This window comes from Aquamicrobium terrae (assembly GCF_052978165.1).
Map to the genome: position 1 here is coordinate 2299124 of NZ_JBRKLZ010000001.1, position 17452 is coordinate 2316575.

Here is a 17452-nt window from a genome sequence, read left to right on the forward strand (position 1 = left end):
GCTGGTTTACGCCATCAGCAGGGACGAGCCTTCGCCGATGATCTTGCCGTCCTCCTCGCCGATGACGGCGAGGTCGCGGCCGTCATAGGGCAGCGAAAGCAGCACGCGGCGGATGACGGCGAGCCGGGCCCGGCGCTTGTCGTTGGCGCGCACTACGGTCCATGGCCCGGCCTTGCTGTGGGTGGTCTCGATCATCAGGTCGCGGGCCTTGGTATAATCGTCCCAGCGGTCGATGCCGGCGATGTCGATCGGCGAGAACTTCCAGTTCTTCAGCAGGCTGTGGCGGCGATCGTGGAAGCGCTCGAGCTGCGTCTCCTGGCCAATGTCGAGCCAGAACTTGAACAGATGGATGTCCTCGTCGCGGATCATCTGCTCGAAACGCGGTGCTTCCTCCAGGAACTGCCTGTGCTGCTCGGGCGTGCAGAAGCCCATCACCGGCTCGACGCCCGCCCGGTTGTACCAGGAGCGGTCGAAGGACACGAACTCGCCGGCGGTGGGGAGGTGCGCCACATAGCGCTGGAAATACCATTGGCCGCGCTCGGTCTCGGTCGGCTTGGTCAGCGCCACGGTGCGCGCGGTTCTGGGGTTCATGTACTGGTGCAGCGCGAAGATCGTGCCGCCCTTGCCGGCCGCGTCGCGCCCCTCGAACAGGGCGGTGACGCGCTGCCCGGTCTCCTGCATCCAGGCCTGCGCCTTGACCAGCTCGATTTGCAACGCCTCCAGCGTGGCCTCGTAGTCGTCCTTCTTCAGCTTCTTGTCGTAGGGATAGCCGCCCGCGGTCAGCTTGTGCTCTTCCACCCAGTCGGGCAGCTTCGGGTCGTCGATGTCGAACAGCCGCTTCTTCCCGCCGACCTTGATCTTCAGGGGCTCGGCCCCTGTTGTCATCGCAGTGTCATCGGAGTTTTTCATTCAGGCGAACCTTTCGCGGATGGAAGTTCGTGCTAGGACAGGATGCGGACCTATAGGAGCAATCTGCCGGACATCATGGCCGATTTGAGTGACCGACAGAAATATGGCGCACAGCGCTTCGTGCGCAACCTGTGGCAGGCACGCTGGCTTCTGGCCGCCACGTTCGTCGCCCTGTTCGCGGTGCAGTGGTTCGCGGAACTGCCTGTCGTGGTCATGCCTGCCGCCGTCGCCGCCTTGCTGCTGGTTGCCGGCATCGCCGGCGGCGCGACAGGTGAGGACGGGGAGCGCAAGGCGGGGGCGGAGGCCGGCGGACTGCAGAGCCTTTCGGCCGAGAACCTTGCCGCCGCCGTCACCGATCCGCTGATCGTCTTCGACGACAGCGCGTCGGTCATCCATGCCAATGCCGCGGCCCTTGCGGCGTTCGGCGACCTCAGGCCGGGCATGTCGCTGCAACTCAAGTTCCGGGCGCCGGAAATGCAGGCGCTGATCGATGCGGCTCTGACCGGCAACGGCTCGCAATCCGCCGACTTCATCGACAAGCTGCCGGTCGAGCGCGTCTACCGGGTCACCGCCTCGGCGGTCGGCCACGGCTCGCGCCTGCATGTGCTGCTGTTCAAGGACCAGAGCGAGGCGCGCCGCATCGACCGCATGCGGGCCGACTTCATCGCCAATGCCAGCCATGAGATGCGCACACCGCTCGCCTCCATCGCCGGCTTCATCGAGACCCTGCGCGGCCCGGCCCGCAACGACCCGGCCGCGCGCGAGCAGTTCCTGCAGATCATGCAGAACCAGACCGGCCGCATGGCCCGCCTGATCGACGACATGCTGTCGCTGTCCCGGCTGGAGATGAAACCCTACCTGAAGCCGGGCACCGAGGTCGACCTGCGGCAGGTAATCGAGAGCGTCGTCGATTCCCTGGCGCCGCTCGCCCGGGAAAACGGCCTCGTCATCGAGCGCGACTTCGCCGACGGGCCGCTGCTGGTGCCCGGCGACCGCGACGAACTTCACCAGGTGTTCGAGAACCTGCTGGAGAATGCCTGCAAATACGGCCAGGACGGCGAGCGCGTCGTCGTCTCCATCGCCCGCAGCGACAAGGCCCCGCAGCCGGGCATCGAGGTGACGGTGCGCGATTTCGGCCCCGGCATCGCCGAAGAGCACATTCCGCGCGTCACCGAGCGCTTCTACCGCATCGATTCCGAAACCGTGCAGTCGCGCAAGGGCACCGGGCTCGGCCTTGCCATCGTCAAGCACATCCTCACCCGCCACCACGGCCGCCTGTCGATCCGTTCCGAGCTCGGCAAGGGCGCCGCCTTCACGGTTCATTTGCCGGCCAACTAGATTTGCGCGGCGGCCCGCATTAGGGTGGGTGGCGGAAATCCTTGCCGGCTTTCGCGCAATTGTCATGTGATTGGCGTACTGGAAGGGAAGAGATAGGGCCGAATCGCGGTCGCGGAGGATGCCGTCAATGCAGTCGGTGCATATCGTCAGCGCCTATGACGAGGAACTGAAATATCTGTCGAAGCGCATCGCCGCCATGGGCGGCCATGCCGAGCGCATGGTCGAGCAGGCCGTCGCCGCCCTCGTCAACGGCGACCCCGATCTCGCCCGCAAGGTCGTCGAGGACGATGCCATCCTCGACCAGGGCCAGCGCGAGGTCGACGACAAGGCGATCCTGCTGATCGGCAAGCGCCAGCCCATGGCCACCGATCTGCGCGAGGTGATCGGCGTCATCCGCATTTCGGCCGATCTCGAACGGGTCGGCGATCTGGCCAAGAACGTCGCCAAGCGCGTCGCCTCGGTGGGCGAGGGGGCGCAGCCGGTGTCGCTCTACCGGGGTATCGAGGCGCTGGCCGACCTGGCGCTGACCCAGCTCAAGGAAGTGCTCGACGTCTATGCCTCGCGCTCGGTGGCGACCATCGGCTTCGTGCGCGACCGCGACGACCAGATCGACGCCATGTACACCTCGCTGTTTCGCGAGCTGCTGACCTACATGATGGAAGATCCGCGCAACATCACCCCCTGCACGCATCTCTTGTTCTGCGCCAAGAACATCGAGCGCATCGGCGACCACGCGACCAACATCGCCGAGACGATCTATTTCATCGTCACCGGCGATCAGATGCCGGTGGAGCGCCCGAAGGGCGACAAGACAGACCAGATCGTCATTCCCGCGAAATAGGCTCGAACCAATTCGTTCCGGGCAAACGGCGCGAGGCCTACCGGCTTTCCTGGAACACCACCCGCGTCTTGTCGGAAGACGCCGCCAGCGCCCGCTCGAGCAGCGACTCCGCATGGGCGTTGCGCTCGCGCGCCGTGTTGGCGCCCATCACCACCACGATGTAGCGGCGTCCGTCGGCGCTGTAGGAGGTGACGATGTTGAAGCCGGAGGCGCGGACATAGCCGGTCTTGATGCCGTCGACGCCGTGCACGCGGCCGAGCATGTCGTTGTGGCCGCGCACCAGCTTGCCGCGGAACATGAAGTCGCTGGCCGAGAAGTAGTGGTAATATTGCGGGAAGCGGTTGCGCAGCGCGATGCCGAGAACCGCCATGTCGCGGGCCGTGGTGAACTGGCCCTCGTCCGGCAGGCCGGACGCGTTGCGGAAGGTGGTGTCGCGCATGCCGAGCTGGCGCGCCCTGGCGGTCATGGCGGCGGCGAAGGCTTCCTCGCTGTCGCCGAGATATTCGCCCACCGCCGCCGCGACGTCGTTGGCCGACTTCACCGTCAGGGCCCGGATGGCGGTGTCGACGTCGATCCGCTCGCCGGGCCGCAGGCCGAGCTTGCTGGGCGGCCGTGAGGCCGCATAGGCGGAAACCGGGATCTCGGCGCCCTTCTCCACGCGCCCGGCCGTCAGCGCCTCGAACAGCATGTAGAGCGTCATCATCTTGGTCAGTGAGGCCGGATAGCGGGGCGAGGTCGAGTTCATCTCGAAAAGCTGCTTGCCGGTGCGCGCATCGACGACGATCGAGGCGTATTTCTGCGGCGCGGCCGGCACCGCAAGCACCGCCTCGGGCGGCATGGTGGTGCTGCAGCCGCCGATCAGCGCCAGAAGGGTGAACAGGACGACGAGTTTGTGGAGCAGTCGGGACAAGTGCTTGCCGTGAAAAACAGTGCTGGCAGGAGAATGAAGGCGGAAACCGGCGCGGACCCTAGCCCAAGCCGCTGCGTGCGTCCATCGCTTCGCCATTGCCAGCCGCATGCGGCTTGCGCATTGTGGCCCGCATGCAGCAGGTTTCGGAAAGGGCAGGCATGGAAAACATCACTTTCGGTGCGGAGGGCATCTCGGTATCCGTCGATCTTGCCGTCGGGCATATCGCCGACCTTGTCATCGAAAGGGACGGGCGCAGGCTGAAGCCGCTGCACCGCGCGCCATGGATCGGCGAGCCGCGCGAGGCGCTGCCGGGCACCCTGCCGGACGGCGTCCTGCGCCTGTCCGGTGATTTCCTGTGCGCGCCGTTCTCCCGTGCCGACGTGGAGCCGGCGCCGCTGCATGGCTGGCCGGCGAACAGCGCCTGGGATGTGACCGGCAGCGCCGTCACGCCGGACGGCTGGCGGGCTTCGCTGCGGCTGCGGCGCAAGGTGATGGGCGCGACCGTGGACAAGATTCTCGTGCTGCGTCACGGCCACCCCTTCCTCTATCAGGAACATGTCTTCACCGGCGGCGAGGGGGCGATCTCCGTCGCCCACCACGCCATGACCGTGATGAAGGAGGGCGGCCGCCTCGCTTTCTCGCCCAAGCGCCTTGCCGGCACCGGGGACGAGGCGCTGGAGCCGGACCCCGCGCGCGGCCGCTCGCTGCTGGCCTATCCGGCCCGCAGCACCGACATCACGCGCTTTCCGGCCGCCGATGGCGACGCAGTCGATCTGCGCGACTACAGGCCCGAGCGCCTGCAGGAGGATTTCGTCACGCTGGTCGAGGCCGAACCGGCGGGGCTGGGCTGGACGGCGGTGGCCCGCAAGGCCGAGGACGATCTCGTCCTCGTGCTCAAGAATCCGGCCGAACTGCCGGTCACCATGCTGTGGATCAGCAATGGCGGCCGTGACTATGCGCCGTGGAGCGGCCGCCATCGCGGCGTGCTCGGCATCGAGGACGGCCGCGCCGCCGTCGGCCATGCGGCGTCGCTGGGCGACAACTGGCTGAAGCGGGAAGGGGTCGCCACCGCCTTCGAGCTGGGCGGCCGCGTTGCCTTCCGGCAGGTCATCGGCGCGTTGCCGATGGGGTCGTCGCAATTGCCGGACAGGATAGAGGCGCAAGCCGGCAGCCTGCGTCTTGCCACGGCCGGCGGGGGCCGGATCGAGGTGCCCTTCGATGCGGCTTTCCTGTGTATCCGGGCGGTGGAACCCGTATGATGGTTCTGGCGTTCCTGTAAGGAAGAGGGTCCCATGTCCGCCATAGCGTCCATTGCTTCCGCCATCTTCAAGCGCGCCGGCAAGTCCGGGCGGTTCGTCGTCGCCATTGCCGGGCCGCCGGGTGCGGGCAAGTCGACACTGTCGCAAAAGCTGCGCGAACTGCTGCCGGAGGGCGCGGTGGAAGTGGTGCCGATGGACGGCTTCCACTTCGACGACCGGGTGCTTGAAAGCCGGGGCATGCGGGCGCGCAAGGGCAGTCCGGAAAGTTTCGACTTCGCCGGGTTCGAGGCGCTGCTGAAGCGCATCAGGGCCGGCGAGCCCGACATCGCCATTCCCCTGTTCGACCGCGGCATGGAGTTGTCGCGGGCCGCCGCGGCCATACTGGGCACGGAGGTTCGTTTCGTGCTGGTCGAGGGCAACTACCTGCTGCTCGACGAGGAGCCATGGGCGCGGCTGGCGCCGCTGTTCGATTTCTCGGTCTTCCTCGACGTGCCGCAAGGAGTGCTGGAGCGCCGGCTTCTGGCGCGCTGGCAGGAGCATGGCTTGCCCGACGAGGAGGCACGCGCCAAGGTCGCCTCCAACGACCTGCCCAATGCCGAGCGTGTCCTCACCCGCCGCCGCGCCGCCGACATGATCATGGGCGACGGCGAGGAGTTGTAGCCTGCCCGGGCCGGCGCGGCGTTCTTACGGGCGCTTGGGGATTTCCAGCCCGGCCTGCACGGCGGGGCGGGCAAGGCCGCGCTCCAGCCATGCGGCGACGGCCGGGAAGTCGTCGAAGCCGACCAGTTCGCGGGCCTCATAGAAACCGATCAGGTTGCGCACCCAGCCCAGCATGGAGATGTCGGCAATCGTGTAGTCGTTGCCCATGATCCATTTGCGGTCCTTCAGACGCCCGTCGAGCACGCCGATCAGGCGGCGCGATTCCACGCGATAGCGCTCCAGCGGGCGCTTGTCGGCGATCTCGCGGCCGGCGAACTTGTGGAAGAAGCCGAGCTGGCCGAACATCGGCCCGATGCCGGCCATCTGGAAGAACACCCACTGGATGGTTTCGTAACGCCTGGCCGGGTCGGCGGGGATCAGCTTGCCGGTCTTTTCGGCGAGATAAAGCAGGATGGCGCCGGATTCGAACAGCGCCAGCGGCTCGCCGTCCGGTCCCTTGGGGTCGATGATCGACGGAATCTTGCCGTTGGGGTTCAGCGACAGGAATTCCGGCGTCCAGCTCTCGTCCTTGCCGATGTCGATATAGTGCGGCTCGTAGGGCAGGCCGAGTTCCTCCAGCGCGATCGAGACCTTCACCCCGTTCGGCGTCGGCGCCGAATAGAGCTGGATGCGGTCGGGATGCTGCGCCGGCCAGCGCGTGGTGATGGGGAAGGCGGACAGATCGGCCATGGAGGAGCTCCTGCAAGCTGGGATGCCGGGACGGCGGAGGCGGGAGCCCCAAGATGGGGACCGCCGCCCGGGTAATCAACGGGTCACACGGCCTTGAATGCCAGCACGGCATTGGTGCCGCCGAAGGCGAAGGCGTTGGAGATCGCGGCTCGCACCTTGCGCTCGCGCGCCACATTGGGTGTCACGTCGAGGTCGCAGTCAGGATCGGGCTCGCGGTAGTTGGCGGTCGGCGGCACGATGCCCTCGCGGATGGCCATCACGCAGGCGATCAACTCCAGTGCCCCGGAGGCGCCGAGGCAGTGGGCGTGCATGGACTTGGTCGATGACACCGACAATTTGTAGGCGTGCTCGCCGAACACGCGCTTGATCGCGGCGGTCTCGATCTGGTCGTTGGCCTTGGTGCCGGTGCCGTGGGCGTTGAGGTAGTCGATGTCCTGCGGCTCGAGGCCGGCATCGGCGAGGCAGGCCCGCATGGCGCCTTGCGGCCCTTCCACGGTGGGCGCGACGATGTCGGAGGCGTCGCCGGACAGGCCGGTGCCGACGATCTCAGCCAGGATGTCGGCGCCGCGCGCGCTGGCGTGCTCGTAGCTTTCAAGAACGACCATGCCGGCCCCTTCGCCCAGCACCAGCCCCTGCCGGTCGGCCGAGAACGGGCGGCAGGTGTCGGGCGACAGCACGCGCAGCGCCTCCCAGCCCTTCAGGATGCCCCATACCATCGGCGCGTCGCTGCCGCCGGTCAGCATCACGTCGGCCCGGCCGAGCCTGATCTGGTCGACCGCCGAGGCGATGGCGTGATTGGCGGAGGAGCAGGCGGAGGTGACGCCGAAGACCGGACCGCGCAGGCCCAGATGCATGCTGACCTGACCGGCCGGCGCACCGGGCATCGCCCTCGGCACGGAGAAGATGCCGGCCCGCGATTTGCCGTCGAGCAGGATCGCCCGGTAGTTCTCTTCGATGACCTCCCAGCCGCACACGCCGACGCCGACCGTGGCGCCGATGCGTTGCGTGTTGGTCTCGTCGATGACCAGCCCGGCCTGGCGCACGGCCTCGCGCGCGGCGATCACCGCCAGCAGGCTGAAGCGGTCCATGGCCACGAGTTGCTTGCGGTCGATGCCGTGCTCGGGAAGCTGCCTGATCTCGCAGCCGGTGGCGACCTTGACGTCGTGGATCGCGGGATTGGAGATCGGGCCGATGGCCGGCCGCCCGGCCCGCATTTCGCCCCAGATGGTGGCGGCATCGGTGCCGAGCCCGCAAAGCCCCCCCATGCCGGTGATGACGACGCGCTTGCGCATGTGGGGACGGATCAGCCTTTTTGCGCGATCAGGGCGCGAACCGCCTCGATCATGTCGCCGACATTCTTCAGATTGCTCCAGGCCTCGACCGTGTTCATCTCGATCTCGATGCCGTACTTCTCCTCGAGGTCGAAGATGATCTCGGTGAGTTCCAGCGAGTGGATGCCGAGCGAGGTGAGTTCCGTGTTGACGGTTATCTCCTCGGCGCCGGGCTCGGCGTGTTCCTTGATCTTGTCGATGATTTCGGTCGCGAGCTGGTCGGCCATCCGGTTCCTTTCCTGTTGTTCCGATCCGGTGCCGCGGCTTCCGGCACTGCGACCTTGCGGTTCTCTCGGCAGATCATCGTTCCAACTGCCATTTTCTCCGGTTCGGAGCAGGCTCATCTCTCTATAGGAACCCAGGCGTGCCGAGGCAACAGCATTGTCGGGCCCGCGCTGGCGGTTCATGGTGCCCCCACCGGCCGGACGGGATGTGGCCGGAAACGGCATCCTGAAACCCTGTGGCGGAAGTTTCTGCGATGTTGCCCGATGCCGGAACGTTCACTTCGCGGATATGTTCCAGATTGAAAAGGCGTTTCGCCGCAGCTTCTTGACGCAAAACTGGCCTCCATACTATTTAATTCAAGGACACATGAGCTTTACCGAACAGCATTGCGCGTGGGAGGCGCTGGATCTGGACGGATCGGACGCGCATGATCTGGTGCGCTGCATTTGCGGAAAGTTGTCTTGATGAACACAGTACCTTCCTTGAACACGGCCGAAGCCAAGCCGGTCCAGTTTCCCATTCCGGCCAATGTCTATGCCGAGACCGTGGTGTCGGTGAAGCATTACACCGACCGGCTGTTCGCTTTCCGCATCACCCGCCCGCAATCGCTGCGTTTCCGCTCCGGCGAGTTCGTCATGATCGGCCTGCCGAACGCCGAAAAGCCGGTGTTCCGCGCCTATTCCGTGGCCAGCCCCGCCTGGGACGACGAACTGGAATTCTTCTCCATCAAGGTGCCGGACGGTCCGTTGACCCAGCATCTGCAGAAGATCCAGCCGGGCGACACCGTTCTCATGCGCCAGAAGGCCACCGGCACGCTGGTGCTGGATGCGCTGACCCCCGCCAGGCGCCTGTTCATGATTTCCACCGGCACCGGCATTGCGCCGTTCGCCAGCCTGCTGCGCGATCCCGACACCTATGAGCGGTTCGAGCATGTCTACCTCACCCATACCTGCCGCGACCGCGCCGAACTCACCTATGGACAGGAGCTGGTCGCCTCCTTGCAGGACGACCCGCTGATCGGCGAATTCGCCGCCGGCCGCGTTACGCTCTACAATTCCACCACCCGCGAGGAAACGCCGGTGATGGGCCGCATCACCACGCTGATCGAGACCGGCAAATTCTACAGCGATCTCGGCATCGAGCCGCTGAACCGGGAAACCGACCGCGTCATGATCTGCGGGTCGATGCACATGCTGCGCGACGTCAAGGACCTCGTCGAGGCGCGCGGCTTCGTCGAAGGCTCGCTGAACAGCCCGGCCGACTTCGTGGTGGAACGCGCCTTCGTCGGCTGAGGAACCGCGCCGCGCGGCCGACAGACACACGGCCGTGCGCCTTTCCGCTTATTGAAGCCCGTACATCTTGTCGCGGTCGAGCTTGTAGCTCCACGGCAGGCCGGCGTTCTTCCAGCCGTTGACGCTGCGGGTGCCGGCCTTGTCGCCGTCCCTGGCCATGTCGCCCTCGAACCCTTCGACGATGCTGTAGACCTGGGTGAAGCCCGCCTCGGCCAGAAGGTTGGCGGCGGCGGCGCTGCGCTCGCCGGACCGGCACATGACGATGACCGGCGCTTCCGGCGTCAGCCCCTTGGCGTCGAGGCGGGAGCGCACCGCAGCCACGAAATCGGGATTGGCTTCCAGCTTGAAGGTCGACTTCTCCTCGTCCCATGACGGGAAATCGGGCAGCATCATATAGGGAATGTTGGCATCGGCATCGGCCGGCATGCCCACATAGGTCACCTCGGCCGGGGTGCGCACGTCGACGAACAGCACCTCGGACGGCGTTGCCTCCACCTTCTCATGGGCCTCGGCAGGCGTCAGGTAAAGGCCGAGGCTGGTCTGCTTCGACTTCGGCACATCGGTCCCTTCGGCCGCATGCAGCGACGGCCCCGCAAGGGCCAGGATCGCGAGTGCCGTGAGGATGGCGCGCATGGTTGATACCTCCCGTACATAAACATTCAAATATCGATATATGTTATATGGTAAGGCCTAGCCCTGCAAATGCCGGCCGAATTGCCGTAAGAACACGGAAAAAGGGGTGTTCCTGCATTTTTTGGGAAAAGCGGAAATGCGTTACCGCCCCGGCATGTGTCTATGGCGCGGCGCGGGCAGGCGCACATGCTCCGGTCGGAAGCCGAGGCCGATCAGGCGTCCGGCAAGGTGGGCGAGCACCGGCCAGCGGGCGATGCCGCGCATGAAGGCCGGCGGTCCGCTCCGCTTCCTACCGTCATCCTCGCGCTTGCGGCGGTCCGAGCGCATCATGAGCTGCAATTTCTGCGTCGCCCTTGTGGGGAAGCGCCGGCGCGCCTCCACCGCCGCCAGATGGCGGTCGGCCAGCTTCCTGCTGCGCAGCGGCGGGCCAAGAATGTTGGCGGCGGCGACCGCATCCTGGACGGCCAGGTTGACGCCGAAGCCGCCGATCGGCGACATGGCGTGCGCGGCATCGCCGATGCACAGCAGGCCCGGCCGCCACCAGCGCTTCAGGCGGTCGATGCGCACCGAAAGCAGATGCACGTCATCCCACGCCTGCACCTCCTGCATGCGCTCCGCCGGCAGCGGCGAGACGGCGGCGACGGCATCACGGAAGGCATCCAGCCCGCGCGCCTTGATCTCGGCGAAGGTGTCCTTGCGCACCACATAGCCGCATTGCCAGTAGTCGCCCCGGTCCACCATGATGAAGCCCTGGCGCGGTCCGCCATGGCCCATCACATAGGGCGGATCGTCCGGCTGGTGCGAAAGCTTCATCCACAGCACCTCGCTGGGCTTGCCGAAGCTTTCCACTTCAAGCCCCGCCTTTTCGCGCACGATGGAGTTGCGGCCGTCGGCCCCGATGGTCAGCGGCGCGCGCACGGCCAATGGGCCTTCGGCGGTGGAGGCCCGGACGCCGGCGATCCTGCCCTTGTCTTCGATGACGTCTTCGACGGTGGCGTTCATGACCAGCCGGAAGTTCGGATAGCGCGACGCCTCGCGGGCGAGGAAATCGAGGAACTCCCATTGCGGCATGAAGGCGATGAAGCGGCAGGCGGCGGGCAGGCGCGAGAAATCGGCGATGGTGATGTCCTTGCCGCCGATCTCGGCATGCAGGCGCGGCGCCTGGGTGTGGGGCAGCTTCAGCACCTCGTCCAGCAGGTCCAGCTCCTTCATGACGTTGAGCGTCGAGGGGTGGATGGTGTCGCCGCGGAAGTCGCGCAGGAAATCGCCGTGCTTTTCCAGAACGGTGACGTCGACGCCGGCGCGCGCCAGGATGAAGCCCAGCATCAGCCCGCCGGGGCCGGCGCCGACGATGGCGCAACCGGTCTCGATCTGCCGTTCATTGTCGGGGCGTTCATTGTCGTGGATTGTCATCGTCCATCATCCCGTTCGTGCCGCCTTGCCTGTCGGGTAGGGCGGGATGTTGTCCTCGGGCGACGGTTTAGCGCAACGTGCCGCGCGATGAAACCGCCCGGGTGTCGCAGGCGGCATCACAATATGGCTACAGCGTGCGGCCGTCCGGTCCGAACCGGTAGGTGCGGGCGGGATCGGGCGTGGCATGGAGCGTCGCCCCCGGCTCGGCATTGTAGACGCCGAACAGGCGCACGGTGATCAGCCCGGCCTTCTCGCAATCGAGATAGAGATTGGTGTCGGCGCCGAGATGCTCGGCATGGATGACGGTGCCCTTCCAGTCGCCCTTGTGCGGATCGACGGCGATATGCTCCGGCCGCACGCCGACGGTCTTGACGCTCTCGCCGAGCCTTGCACCGTCGATGAAGTTCATCTTCGGCGAGCCGATGAAGCCGGCGACGAACTCGTTGGCCGGCGAATTGTAAAGCTCCATCGGCGCGCCGATCTGCTCGATGCGGCCGCCGTTCAGCACCACGATGCGGTCGGCCAGCGTCATGGCCTCCACCTGGTCGTGGGTCACGTAGATCATCGTCGCCTTGAGACGGCGGTGGAGCTGCGCGATTTCGAGCCGCGTGTTGACGCGCAGCGCCGCATCCAGATTGGACAGCGGCTCGTCGAACAGGAACAGTTCCGGCTCGCGCACCACGGCGCGGCCGATGGCGACGCGCTGGCGCTGGCCGCCCGACAGTTCCGCCGGCCGGCGTTGCAGATAAGGTTCCAGCGACAGCATGGCCGAGGCCTGGGCTATGCGCTTGTCGATCTCGGCGGTTGGCGCACCGGCCTGCTTGAGGCCGAGGCCCATATTGTTCCTCACCGTGAGATGCGGATAGAGCGCGTAGGTCTGGAACACCATGGCGATGCCGCGTTTGGCCGGCGGCGTCGATGTGACGTCCTTGCCGTCGATGACGACGCGGCCCGACGTGGCGTCCTCCAGCCCGGCGATGACCCTGAGCAGCGTGGACTTGCCACAGCCCGACGGGCCGACGAAGACGACGAATTCGCCATCCGCCACCTCGAGGTCGATGCCTTTCAGCACATCGACCTTGCCGAAGGATTTTTTCACGTTTTCGATGTTCAGCGAGCCCATGTGCGGTCCTTGTTGAATGTCGCGACCCGTCTCACAGCCGCACCGCCTTGCCGGTGCGTACGCTCTCGTCGGCGGCAAGGCAGACGGCCAGAGATTTCACGGCGTCGTCCATGTGGCGGGTGAGGTCGATGTCCTCGCGGATCGCCTTCAGCACGAAGGCCTGTTCGAGGTCGCACAGCTCCTGATGGCCGGGCTCGCCCTGCATGGACAGCAACCGGTCCTCATTCGGGAACCGTCCGTCCGCTCCGGTGGCGGCGCTGTGCAGGCGGATGGTCGAGGTCTTGGTGTGGGTGTCGATGTCGTCGGACTTCGCACCCTCGGCCATGACGATCGACACGCAGCCATTGGGCGAGATCACGTCCTTCACGAAGAAGGCGGTCTCGGAAATCATCGGCCCCCAGCCGGCCTCGTACCAGCCCACCGAGCCGTCCTCGAACAGCACCTGCAGATGGCCGTAATTGTACATGGCAGGATCGATTTCATCGGAAAGGCGCACGCCCATGCCGCGCACCTCGACCGGCTTGGCGTCGGTGATCTGGCACATCACGTCGAGATAGTGCACGCCGCAATCGACGATGGGCGAGGTCGTCTTCATGAGTTGCTTGTGGGTCTCCCAGGTCGAACCGGAAGACTGCTGGTTGAGGTTCATGCGGAACACATAGGGGCCGCCGAGCAGCCTAGCCTCCGCGATCAGCCGCATCCAGGACGGGTGGTGGCGCAATATGTAGCCGATCACCAGCTTGCGGCCATTGGCCTTTGCCGCGTCGACCACGCGCCGGGCATCGGCAACCGTCGTGGCCAGCGGCTTTTCCACGAAGACATGGCAGCCCGCCTCCAGCGCCTGCACCGCATAGTCGGCATGGCTGTCGGAATAGGTGGCGATGCAGGCGAGGTCCGGCTTTTCCCCGGCCAGCGCTTCGGTGAAGGAGCGGCGGATCGGCTGGCCGGCGAGCGGCCCCGGCAGCTCGACATCGGAGCGGTTGACGAGTGCTGCGATCTCGAAGCCCGGATTGGTCGCATAGGCCAGCGCATGGCTGCGGCCCATATTGCCGAGCCCGGCGACGACGACGCGCAGGGGGTTTTCCGAGGGCATCATTGCCTCCTGCCAGTACACTTCGTTGATGAAACGAGGGCGCAGCCCCTCTCCGCCCTGCCGGGCACCTCTCCCCGTGAACGACGGGGAGAGGAACGTGGCTGCGACGCCGGTGTCCCCCTCTCCCCGCTTGCGGGGAGAGGGTAAGGGTGAGGGGCAATCGTGACGGCGTTCACTTCACTGCTCCCGATGTAATGCCGCGGATCAGTTGCCGCGAGAAGACGAGGTAGAGCACCAGCACCGGCAGGATCGCCAGCGACAGTGCGGCCAGCACCGCGTTCCAGTTGGTCACATACTGGCCGATGAACATCTGGGCGCCGAGCGTGACGGTCTTGGTGGCTTCCGACGGCGCCAGGATCAGCGGGAACCACAAATCGTTCCAGATCGGGATCATGGTGAACACCGCCACCGTCGCCATGGCCGGCCGCACCAGCGGCAGCACCAGACGGAAGAAGATGCGGTATTCCGACAGCCCGTCGATGCGCCCGGCATTCTTCAGGTCGTCGGACACGCCGCTCATGAACTCGGTGAGGATGAAGATGGCGAGCGGCAGGCCCTGTGCGGTGTAGACCAGCACCAGCGCCGTCAGCGTGTTCACCAGCCCCGAAGCCACCATCATCTGGAGAATGGCGACGGTGCCGAGGCGGATCGGGATCATGATGCCGAGCGCCAGATAGAGCCCCATCAGCCGGTTGCCGCGGAAGCGGTACTCCGACAGCGCGAAGGCGGCCATCGCCCCGAACAGAAGCACGAAGAACAGCGAGGCGACGGTGACGACGAAGCTGTTCTGGAAATAGGTGAGGAAATCGCCCTGCGTCAGCACCATGCGGTAGCCGACGAGGTCGAACGTCTCCGGCGTCGGCGGCGCCATCGGCGCCCCGAAGATGGACCGGCGCGCCTTGAACGAGTTGATGAGGATCAGGAACACCGGAAACAGCGCGATGACGGTGTAGGTGATCAGGATCGCGTGGGCGGCGACCGAGCGGGGCAGCGAGATGGTGGCGCGGCTCATCGTTTCCCTCCTCAGAACTGGTAGCGGCGCAGCCGCGTCTGGATGAGGAACAGATAGAGGCACACGCCCGCCAGGATGATGAGGAACATCATGGTGGCGATGGCCGCGCCCATGTTGCGGTCGCCCACCTGCAGCTGGAAGCCGAAGAAGGCGCGATAGAGGAAGGTGCCGAGGATGTCGGTCGAGTAGTTGGGACCGGCAAGCGCGCCCTGCGCCGAATAGATCAGGTCGAAGGCGTTGAAGTTGGCCACGAAGGTCAGGATCGAGATGATGCCGATGGAAGGCAGGATCAGCGGCAGCTTGATCTTCCAGAACTGCGCCATGCCGGTCACGCCGTCGCACTCGGCCGCCTCGATGACCTCGTCGGGAATGGACAGGAGCGCGGCATAGATCAGCATCATCGGTATGCCGACGAACTGCCACACCGAGATCAGGCTGAGCGCCGTCAGCGCATATTCCTCCTTGCCGAGCCACGGCGTGAACAGGCTTTTCAGGCCCACGAGGTCGAGCAGGTTCGGCGCGACGCCCCAGATCGGCGACAGGATCAGCTTCCAGGCGAAGCCGACGATGACGAAGGACAGGATGGTCGGGATGAAGATGGCGGTGCGGTAGAAGGCCGAGAAGCGCAGCTTGGGGCTTGAAAGCAGCGCCGCCAGCAATATGCCGACCGGGTTCTGCACCAGCATGTGGATGATGAAGAACCAGACATTGTTCCACAGCGCGTTCCAGAAGCCCCGCGACCAGTTCGCGTCGCCGAACAGGGTGCGGAAATTGTCGAGGCCGACGAAGGTCTGTCCGCCGGGAGCGTTGCGGAACAGCGCAAGCTGCAGCGTGCCGAACAGAGGCACGATCATGATCGCCGTGTAGACCAGCACCGCCGGCGCCAGGAACACGACGATATGCCAGCGGAACGGTCTCTTGGGTGCAGCTTCTGCCGTCATGGATGCGATCTCATATGGCTGCCGGGTCTGGAAAGCATAGCCTTTTCAGGGCGCGCGGGCTCAGTCTTTTGCAAAGGCGTAACGGTCGTAAATTTGGCCAGCGCCTGTTTCGCGGGGAGGGGGCATGGATTCCCGACACCTGCCGCTCCCTGCGGTCGCTCAGGGTCGGGAATGACGAGGGGAAAAACCTGTCCGTCATTCCGGGCCTCGAAATGAGCGAAGCGAGTGGAGAGTGTCGGGAATCCATGCCGAGACGCGGGCAATGTCGTCTCCCGACAGCAAATCCGGTCTGCCCTCCCCGTCAGGAGAGGGCAGGCGCCATTGCTACGAGGCTCATTCGGCCGGCTTGTACCAGGCGTCGAGACCGGCCTGCAGCTTCTTGGCCGCGTCTTCCGGGGTCACGGTGCCGTTGATGACGTTGGCCGATTCCACCCAGGTCTCGTTTTCGAGGTTGGGCGTGCCGCGCGACAGGATCTGGTAGGTCGAGCGGATGGTCGACTTGCACTTGTCGCGCCAGGAGACGAATTCCTGCGCCAGCGGATCTTCCATCTTCACCGGGGTCGAGTTCAGGCTGAAGAAGCCGGGCAGGGCGTTGGCGTAGATCTCGGCGAATTCCGGCGAGGCCACCCAGGTGAGGAAGGTCTTTGCCGCGTCCGGGTTCTTGGTGGCGGCGTTCATGCCGATGCCGATGTCGGTGTGGTCGGAAATGTAGCAGGTGTCGCCGGCGGCCTTCACCGGCGGCGGGAAGGCGCCCATCTCGAAGTCGACCTGCGTGTTGAAGACCGAAATCTCCCACGAGCCGGCCGGGAAGATGGCGGCGCGGCCGAGCGTGAACAGGTTCTGGCTGTCGGGATAGGTCTGCGCCTCGAAGCCGTCGCCGAGATAGGGCTTCCACTTGGCCAGCGTGGCGAAGGGTTCCACCCATTGCGGGTCGGTCAGCTTCTGCTCGCCCTTGATGAGCGCCAGGCGGCCTTCCTCGCCATGCCAATAATTGGGGCCGATGTTCTGGTAGCCCATGGTGGCGGCTTCCCACAGGTCCTTGGTGCCCATGGCGAGCGGGATGAAGGTGCCGTCTTCCTTGATCTTGTCGAGCGCGGCGAAGAATTCGTCCTCGGTCGCCGGCGGCGTGATGCCGAGCTGCTCGAAGGCGCTCTTGTTGTAGATGAAGCCGTGGATCACCGAGGCCATCGGCACGCAGAAGGTCTGCTTGCCGTCGTCGGTGGTCCAGGCCGACTTGGCGACGTCGGAGAAGTTCTCCATGCCCGAAAGGTCGGTCAGGTCGCCGAGCTTGCCGTTCTTGAACAGGTCGAGCGAGGCGTCGAACGGCCGGCAGGTGATGAGGTCGCCGGCCGAGCCGGCATCCAGCTTGGCGTTGAGGGCGGCGTTGTATTCGGTCGGAGCCGAGGGCGAGAACACCACCTTGATGTCGGGGTGCTTGGCCTGGAAGGCGGGGATCAGCTTTTCCTGCCAGATGGCGAGGTCGTCATTGCGCCAGCTTTCGATGGTCAGCGTGGAGTCCTGGGCGAAGGCGGCCGAGCACAGGAGGCTCGAACCGAGAAGCGCTGCCGTGAAGAGTTTCGTGTTCATGCTCATTCTCCCTGTTGAGCCGTGTCAGGTCTGTTTGTCGAACGGTGTGGCGCGCCGGGACGAGGATGCCGCCGGCCGGCGTGGCGTGTCGCTGCATGGAGAAAAGGCGCGGGGCACCTGTCGCTGCCACGCCTTCCGGAGACCCTGTGCGGTCTT

General features: G+C 65.7%; 17 protein-coding genes. 5 read left to right on the plus strand and 12 right to left on the minus strand.

What is annotated here, in order from left to right:
* Nucleotides 1-6: 6 nt before the first annotated feature.
* On the minus strand, nucleotides 7-885 hold the full coding sequence (ppk2, locus tag ACVCNR_RS11425; RefSeq protein WP_447074882.1) for a polyphosphate kinase 2: 879 nt from the start codon (nucleotides 883-885) through the stop codon (nucleotides 7-9).
* A 66-nt stretch (nucleotides 886-951) separates the two neighbouring features.
* Between ppk2 and ACVCNR_RS11430 the strand changes: the two genes are divergently transcribed.
* On the plus strand, nucleotides 952-2247 hold the full coding sequence (locus tag ACVCNR_RS11430; RefSeq protein WP_447074883.1) for a sensor histidine kinase: 1296 nt from the start codon (nucleotides 952-954) through the stop codon (nucleotides 2245-2247).
* Nucleotides 2248-2374: 127 nt separating this feature from the next.
* Nucleotides 2375-3088 carry a phosphate signaling complex protein PhoU gene (gene phoU, locus ACVCNR_RS11435; RefSeq protein WP_354194571.1) on the plus strand — a complete coding sequence of 238 codons (714 nt, stop codon included), beginning with the start codon at nucleotides 2375-2377 and terminating at the stop codon, nucleotides 3086-3088.
* Between the two features lie 37 nt (nucleotides 3089-3125).
* On the opposite strand, the gene ACVCNR_RS11440 is transcribed toward phoU, so the two are convergent.
* Complete coding sequence (locus tag ACVCNR_RS11440; RefSeq protein WP_447074884.1) at nucleotides 3126-3998, minus strand: D-alanyl-D-alanine carboxypeptidase family protein; 873 nt, start codon at nucleotides 3996-3998, stop codon at nucleotides 3126-3128.
* 158 nt (nucleotides 3999-4156) lie between these two features.
* Between ACVCNR_RS11440 and ACVCNR_RS11445 the strand changes: the two genes are divergently transcribed.
* Both ACVCNR_RS11445 and ACVCNR_RS11450 read left to right on the plus strand, forming a co-directional pair.
* The gene (locus tag ACVCNR_RS11445) at nucleotides 4157-5257 is read left to right on the plus strand and encodes a hypothetical protein (protein ID WP_447074885.1); all 1101 of its coding nucleotides are present in this window, start codon (nucleotides 4157-4159) and stop codon (nucleotides 5255-5257) included.
* 33 nt (nucleotides 5258-5290) lie between these two features.
* Nucleotides 5291-5917, plus strand: a complete 627-nt coding sequence (locus ACVCNR_RS11450; RefSeq protein ID WP_354194575.1) for a nucleoside triphosphate hydrolase — start codon at nucleotides 5291-5293, stop codon at nucleotides 5915-5917.
* 24 nt (nucleotides 5918-5941) lie between these two features.
* Here the strand turns inward: ACVCNR_RS11450 and ACVCNR_RS11455 are convergent, their stop codons facing one another.
* From ACVCNR_RS11455 to ACVCNR_RS11465, 3 genes are all read right to left on the minus strand, one after another.
* The gene (locus tag ACVCNR_RS11455; RefSeq protein ID WP_354194577.1) at nucleotides 5942-6646 is read right to left on the minus strand and encodes a glutathione S-transferase family protein; all 705 of its coding nucleotides are present in this window, start codon (nucleotides 6644-6646) and stop codon (nucleotides 5942-5944) included.
* Nucleotides 6647-6729: 83 nt separating this feature from the next.
* Nucleotides 6730-7938 carry a beta-ketoacyl-[acyl-carrier-protein] synthase family protein gene (locus tag ACVCNR_RS11460; RefSeq protein WP_447074886.1) on the minus strand — a complete coding sequence of 403 codons (1209 nt, stop codon included), beginning with the start codon at nucleotides 7936-7938 and terminating at the stop codon, nucleotides 6730-6732.
* A gap of 11 nt (nucleotides 7939-7949) precedes the next feature.
* Nucleotides 7950-8204: an acyl carrier protein gene (locus tag ACVCNR_RS11465; protein ID WP_354194771.1), complete on the minus strand. Its 255-nt coding sequence runs from the start codon at nucleotides 8202-8204 to the stop codon at nucleotides 7950-7952.
* 462 nt (nucleotides 8205-8666) lie between these two features.
* Here ACVCNR_RS11465 and ACVCNR_RS11470 point away from each other — a divergent pair, with 462 nt between their 5' ends.
* Complete coding sequence (locus tag ACVCNR_RS11470) at nucleotides 8667-9494, plus strand: ferredoxin--NADP reductase (RefSeq protein ID WP_354194581.1); 828 nt, start codon at nucleotides 8667-8669, stop codon at nucleotides 9492-9494.
* A gap of 48 nt (nucleotides 9495-9542) precedes the next feature.
* On the opposite strand, the gene ACVCNR_RS11475 is transcribed toward ACVCNR_RS11470, so the two are convergent.
* The 7 genes from ACVCNR_RS11475 to ACVCNR_RS11505 form a co-directional block, all read right to left on the minus strand.
* Nucleotides 9543-10127: a rhodanese-like domain-containing protein gene (locus ACVCNR_RS11475; RefSeq protein WP_354194583.1), complete on the minus strand. Its 585-nt coding sequence runs from the start codon at nucleotides 10125-10127 to the stop codon at nucleotides 9543-9545.
* Nucleotides 10128-10268: 141 nt separating this feature from the next.
* Complete coding sequence (locus ACVCNR_RS11480; RefSeq protein ID WP_447074888.1) at nucleotides 10269-11540, minus strand: FAD-dependent oxidoreductase; 1272 nt, start codon at nucleotides 11538-11540, stop codon at nucleotides 10269-10271.
* Between the two features lie 127 nt (nucleotides 11541-11667).
* A complete protein-coding gene (locus tag ACVCNR_RS11485) occupies nucleotides 11668-12663 on the minus strand; it encodes an ABC transporter ATP-binding protein (protein ID WP_447074889.1) in 996 nt (331 codons plus the stop codon).
* A 31-nt stretch (nucleotides 12664-12694) separates the two neighbouring features.
* Nucleotides 12695-13756, minus strand: coding sequence for a Gfo/Idh/MocA family protein (locus ACVCNR_RS11490; RefSeq protein WP_447074890.1), 1062 nt, complete (start codon nucleotides 13754-13756; stop codon nucleotides 12695-12697).
* Between the two features lie 172 nt (nucleotides 13757-13928).
* Entirely contained in the window at nucleotides 13929-14768 is an 840-nt protein-coding gene (locus ACVCNR_RS11495) for a carbohydrate ABC transporter permease (protein ID WP_447074892.1), read from the minus strand.
* Nucleotides 14769-14779: 11 nt separating this feature from the next.
* Nucleotides 14780-15709 (minus strand): carbohydrate ABC transporter permease, encoded by a 930-nt coding sequence (locus ACVCNR_RS11500; RefSeq protein WP_354194593.1) that lies wholly within the window; start codon nucleotides 15707-15709, stop codon nucleotides 14780-14782.
* 333 nt (nucleotides 15710-16042) lie between these two features.
* A complete protein-coding gene (locus ACVCNR_RS11505) occupies nucleotides 16043-17296 on the minus strand; it encodes an ABC transporter substrate-binding protein (RefSeq protein ID WP_354194595.1) in 1254 nt (417 codons plus the stop codon).
* Nucleotides 17297-17452 lie beyond the last annotated feature (156 nt).

Coding starts and splice junctions, on each gene's coding strand:
- ACVCNR_RS11505 (WP_354194595.1), bottom strand. CDS start 17,296: ATGAACACGAAACTCTTCACGGCAGCGCTTCTCGGTTCGAGCCTCCTG.
- ACVCNR_RS11430 (WP_447074883.1), top strand. CDS start 952: ATGCGGACCTATAGGAGCAATCTGCCGGACATCATGGCCGATTTGAGT.
- ACVCNR_RS11445 (WP_447074885.1), top strand. CDS start 4,157: ATGGAAAACATCACTTTCGGTGCGGAGGGCATCTCGGTATCCGTCGAT.
- ACVCNR_RS11500 (WP_354194593.1), bottom strand. CDS start 15,709: ATGACGGCAGAAGCTGCACCCAAGAGACCGTTCCGCTGGCATATCGTC.
- phoU (WP_354194571.1), top strand. CDS start 2,375: ATGCAGTCGGTGCATATCGTCAGCGCCTATGACGAGGAACTGAAATAT.
- ACVCNR_RS11460 (WP_447074886.1), bottom strand. CDS start 7,938: ATGCGCAAGCGCGTCGTCATCACCGGCATGGGGGGGCTTTGCGGGCTC.
- ACVCNR_RS11485 (WP_447074889.1), bottom strand. CDS start 12,663: ATGGGCTCGCTGAACATCGAAAACGTGAAAAAATCCTTCGGCAAGGTC.
- ACVCNR_RS11470 (WP_354194581.1), top strand. CDS start 8,667: ATGAACACAGTACCTTCCTTGAACACGGCCGAAGCCAAGCCGGTCCAG.
- ACVCNR_RS11465 (WP_354194771.1), bottom strand. CDS start 8,204: ATGGCCGACCAGCTCGCGACCGAAATCATCGACAAGATCAAGGAACAC.
- ACVCNR_RS11480 (WP_447074888.1), bottom strand. CDS start 11,540: ATGACAATCCACGACAATGAACGCCCCGACAATGAACGGCAGATCGAG.
- ppk2 (WP_447074882.1), bottom strand. CDS start 885: ATGACAACAGGGGCCGAGCCCCTGAAGATCAAGGTCGGCGGGAAGAAG.
- ACVCNR_RS11495 (WP_447074892.1), bottom strand. CDS start 14,768: ATGAGCCGCGCCACCATCTCGCTGCCCCGCTCGGTCGCCGCCCACGCG.
- ACVCNR_RS11455 (WP_354194577.1), bottom strand. CDS start 6,646: ATGGCCGATCTGTCCGCCTTCCCCATCACCACGCGCTGGCCGGCGCAG.
- ACVCNR_RS11450 (WP_354194575.1), top strand. CDS start 5,291: ATGTCCGCCATAGCGTCCATTGCTTCCGCCATCTTCAAGCGCGCCGGC.
- ACVCNR_RS11490 (WP_447074890.1), bottom strand. CDS start 13,756: ATGCCCTCGGAAAACCCCCTGCGCGTCGTCGTCGCCGGGCTCGGCAAT.
- ACVCNR_RS11475 (WP_354194583.1), bottom strand. CDS start 10,127: ATGCGCGCCATCCTCACGGCACTCGCGATCCTGGCCCTTGCGGGGCCG.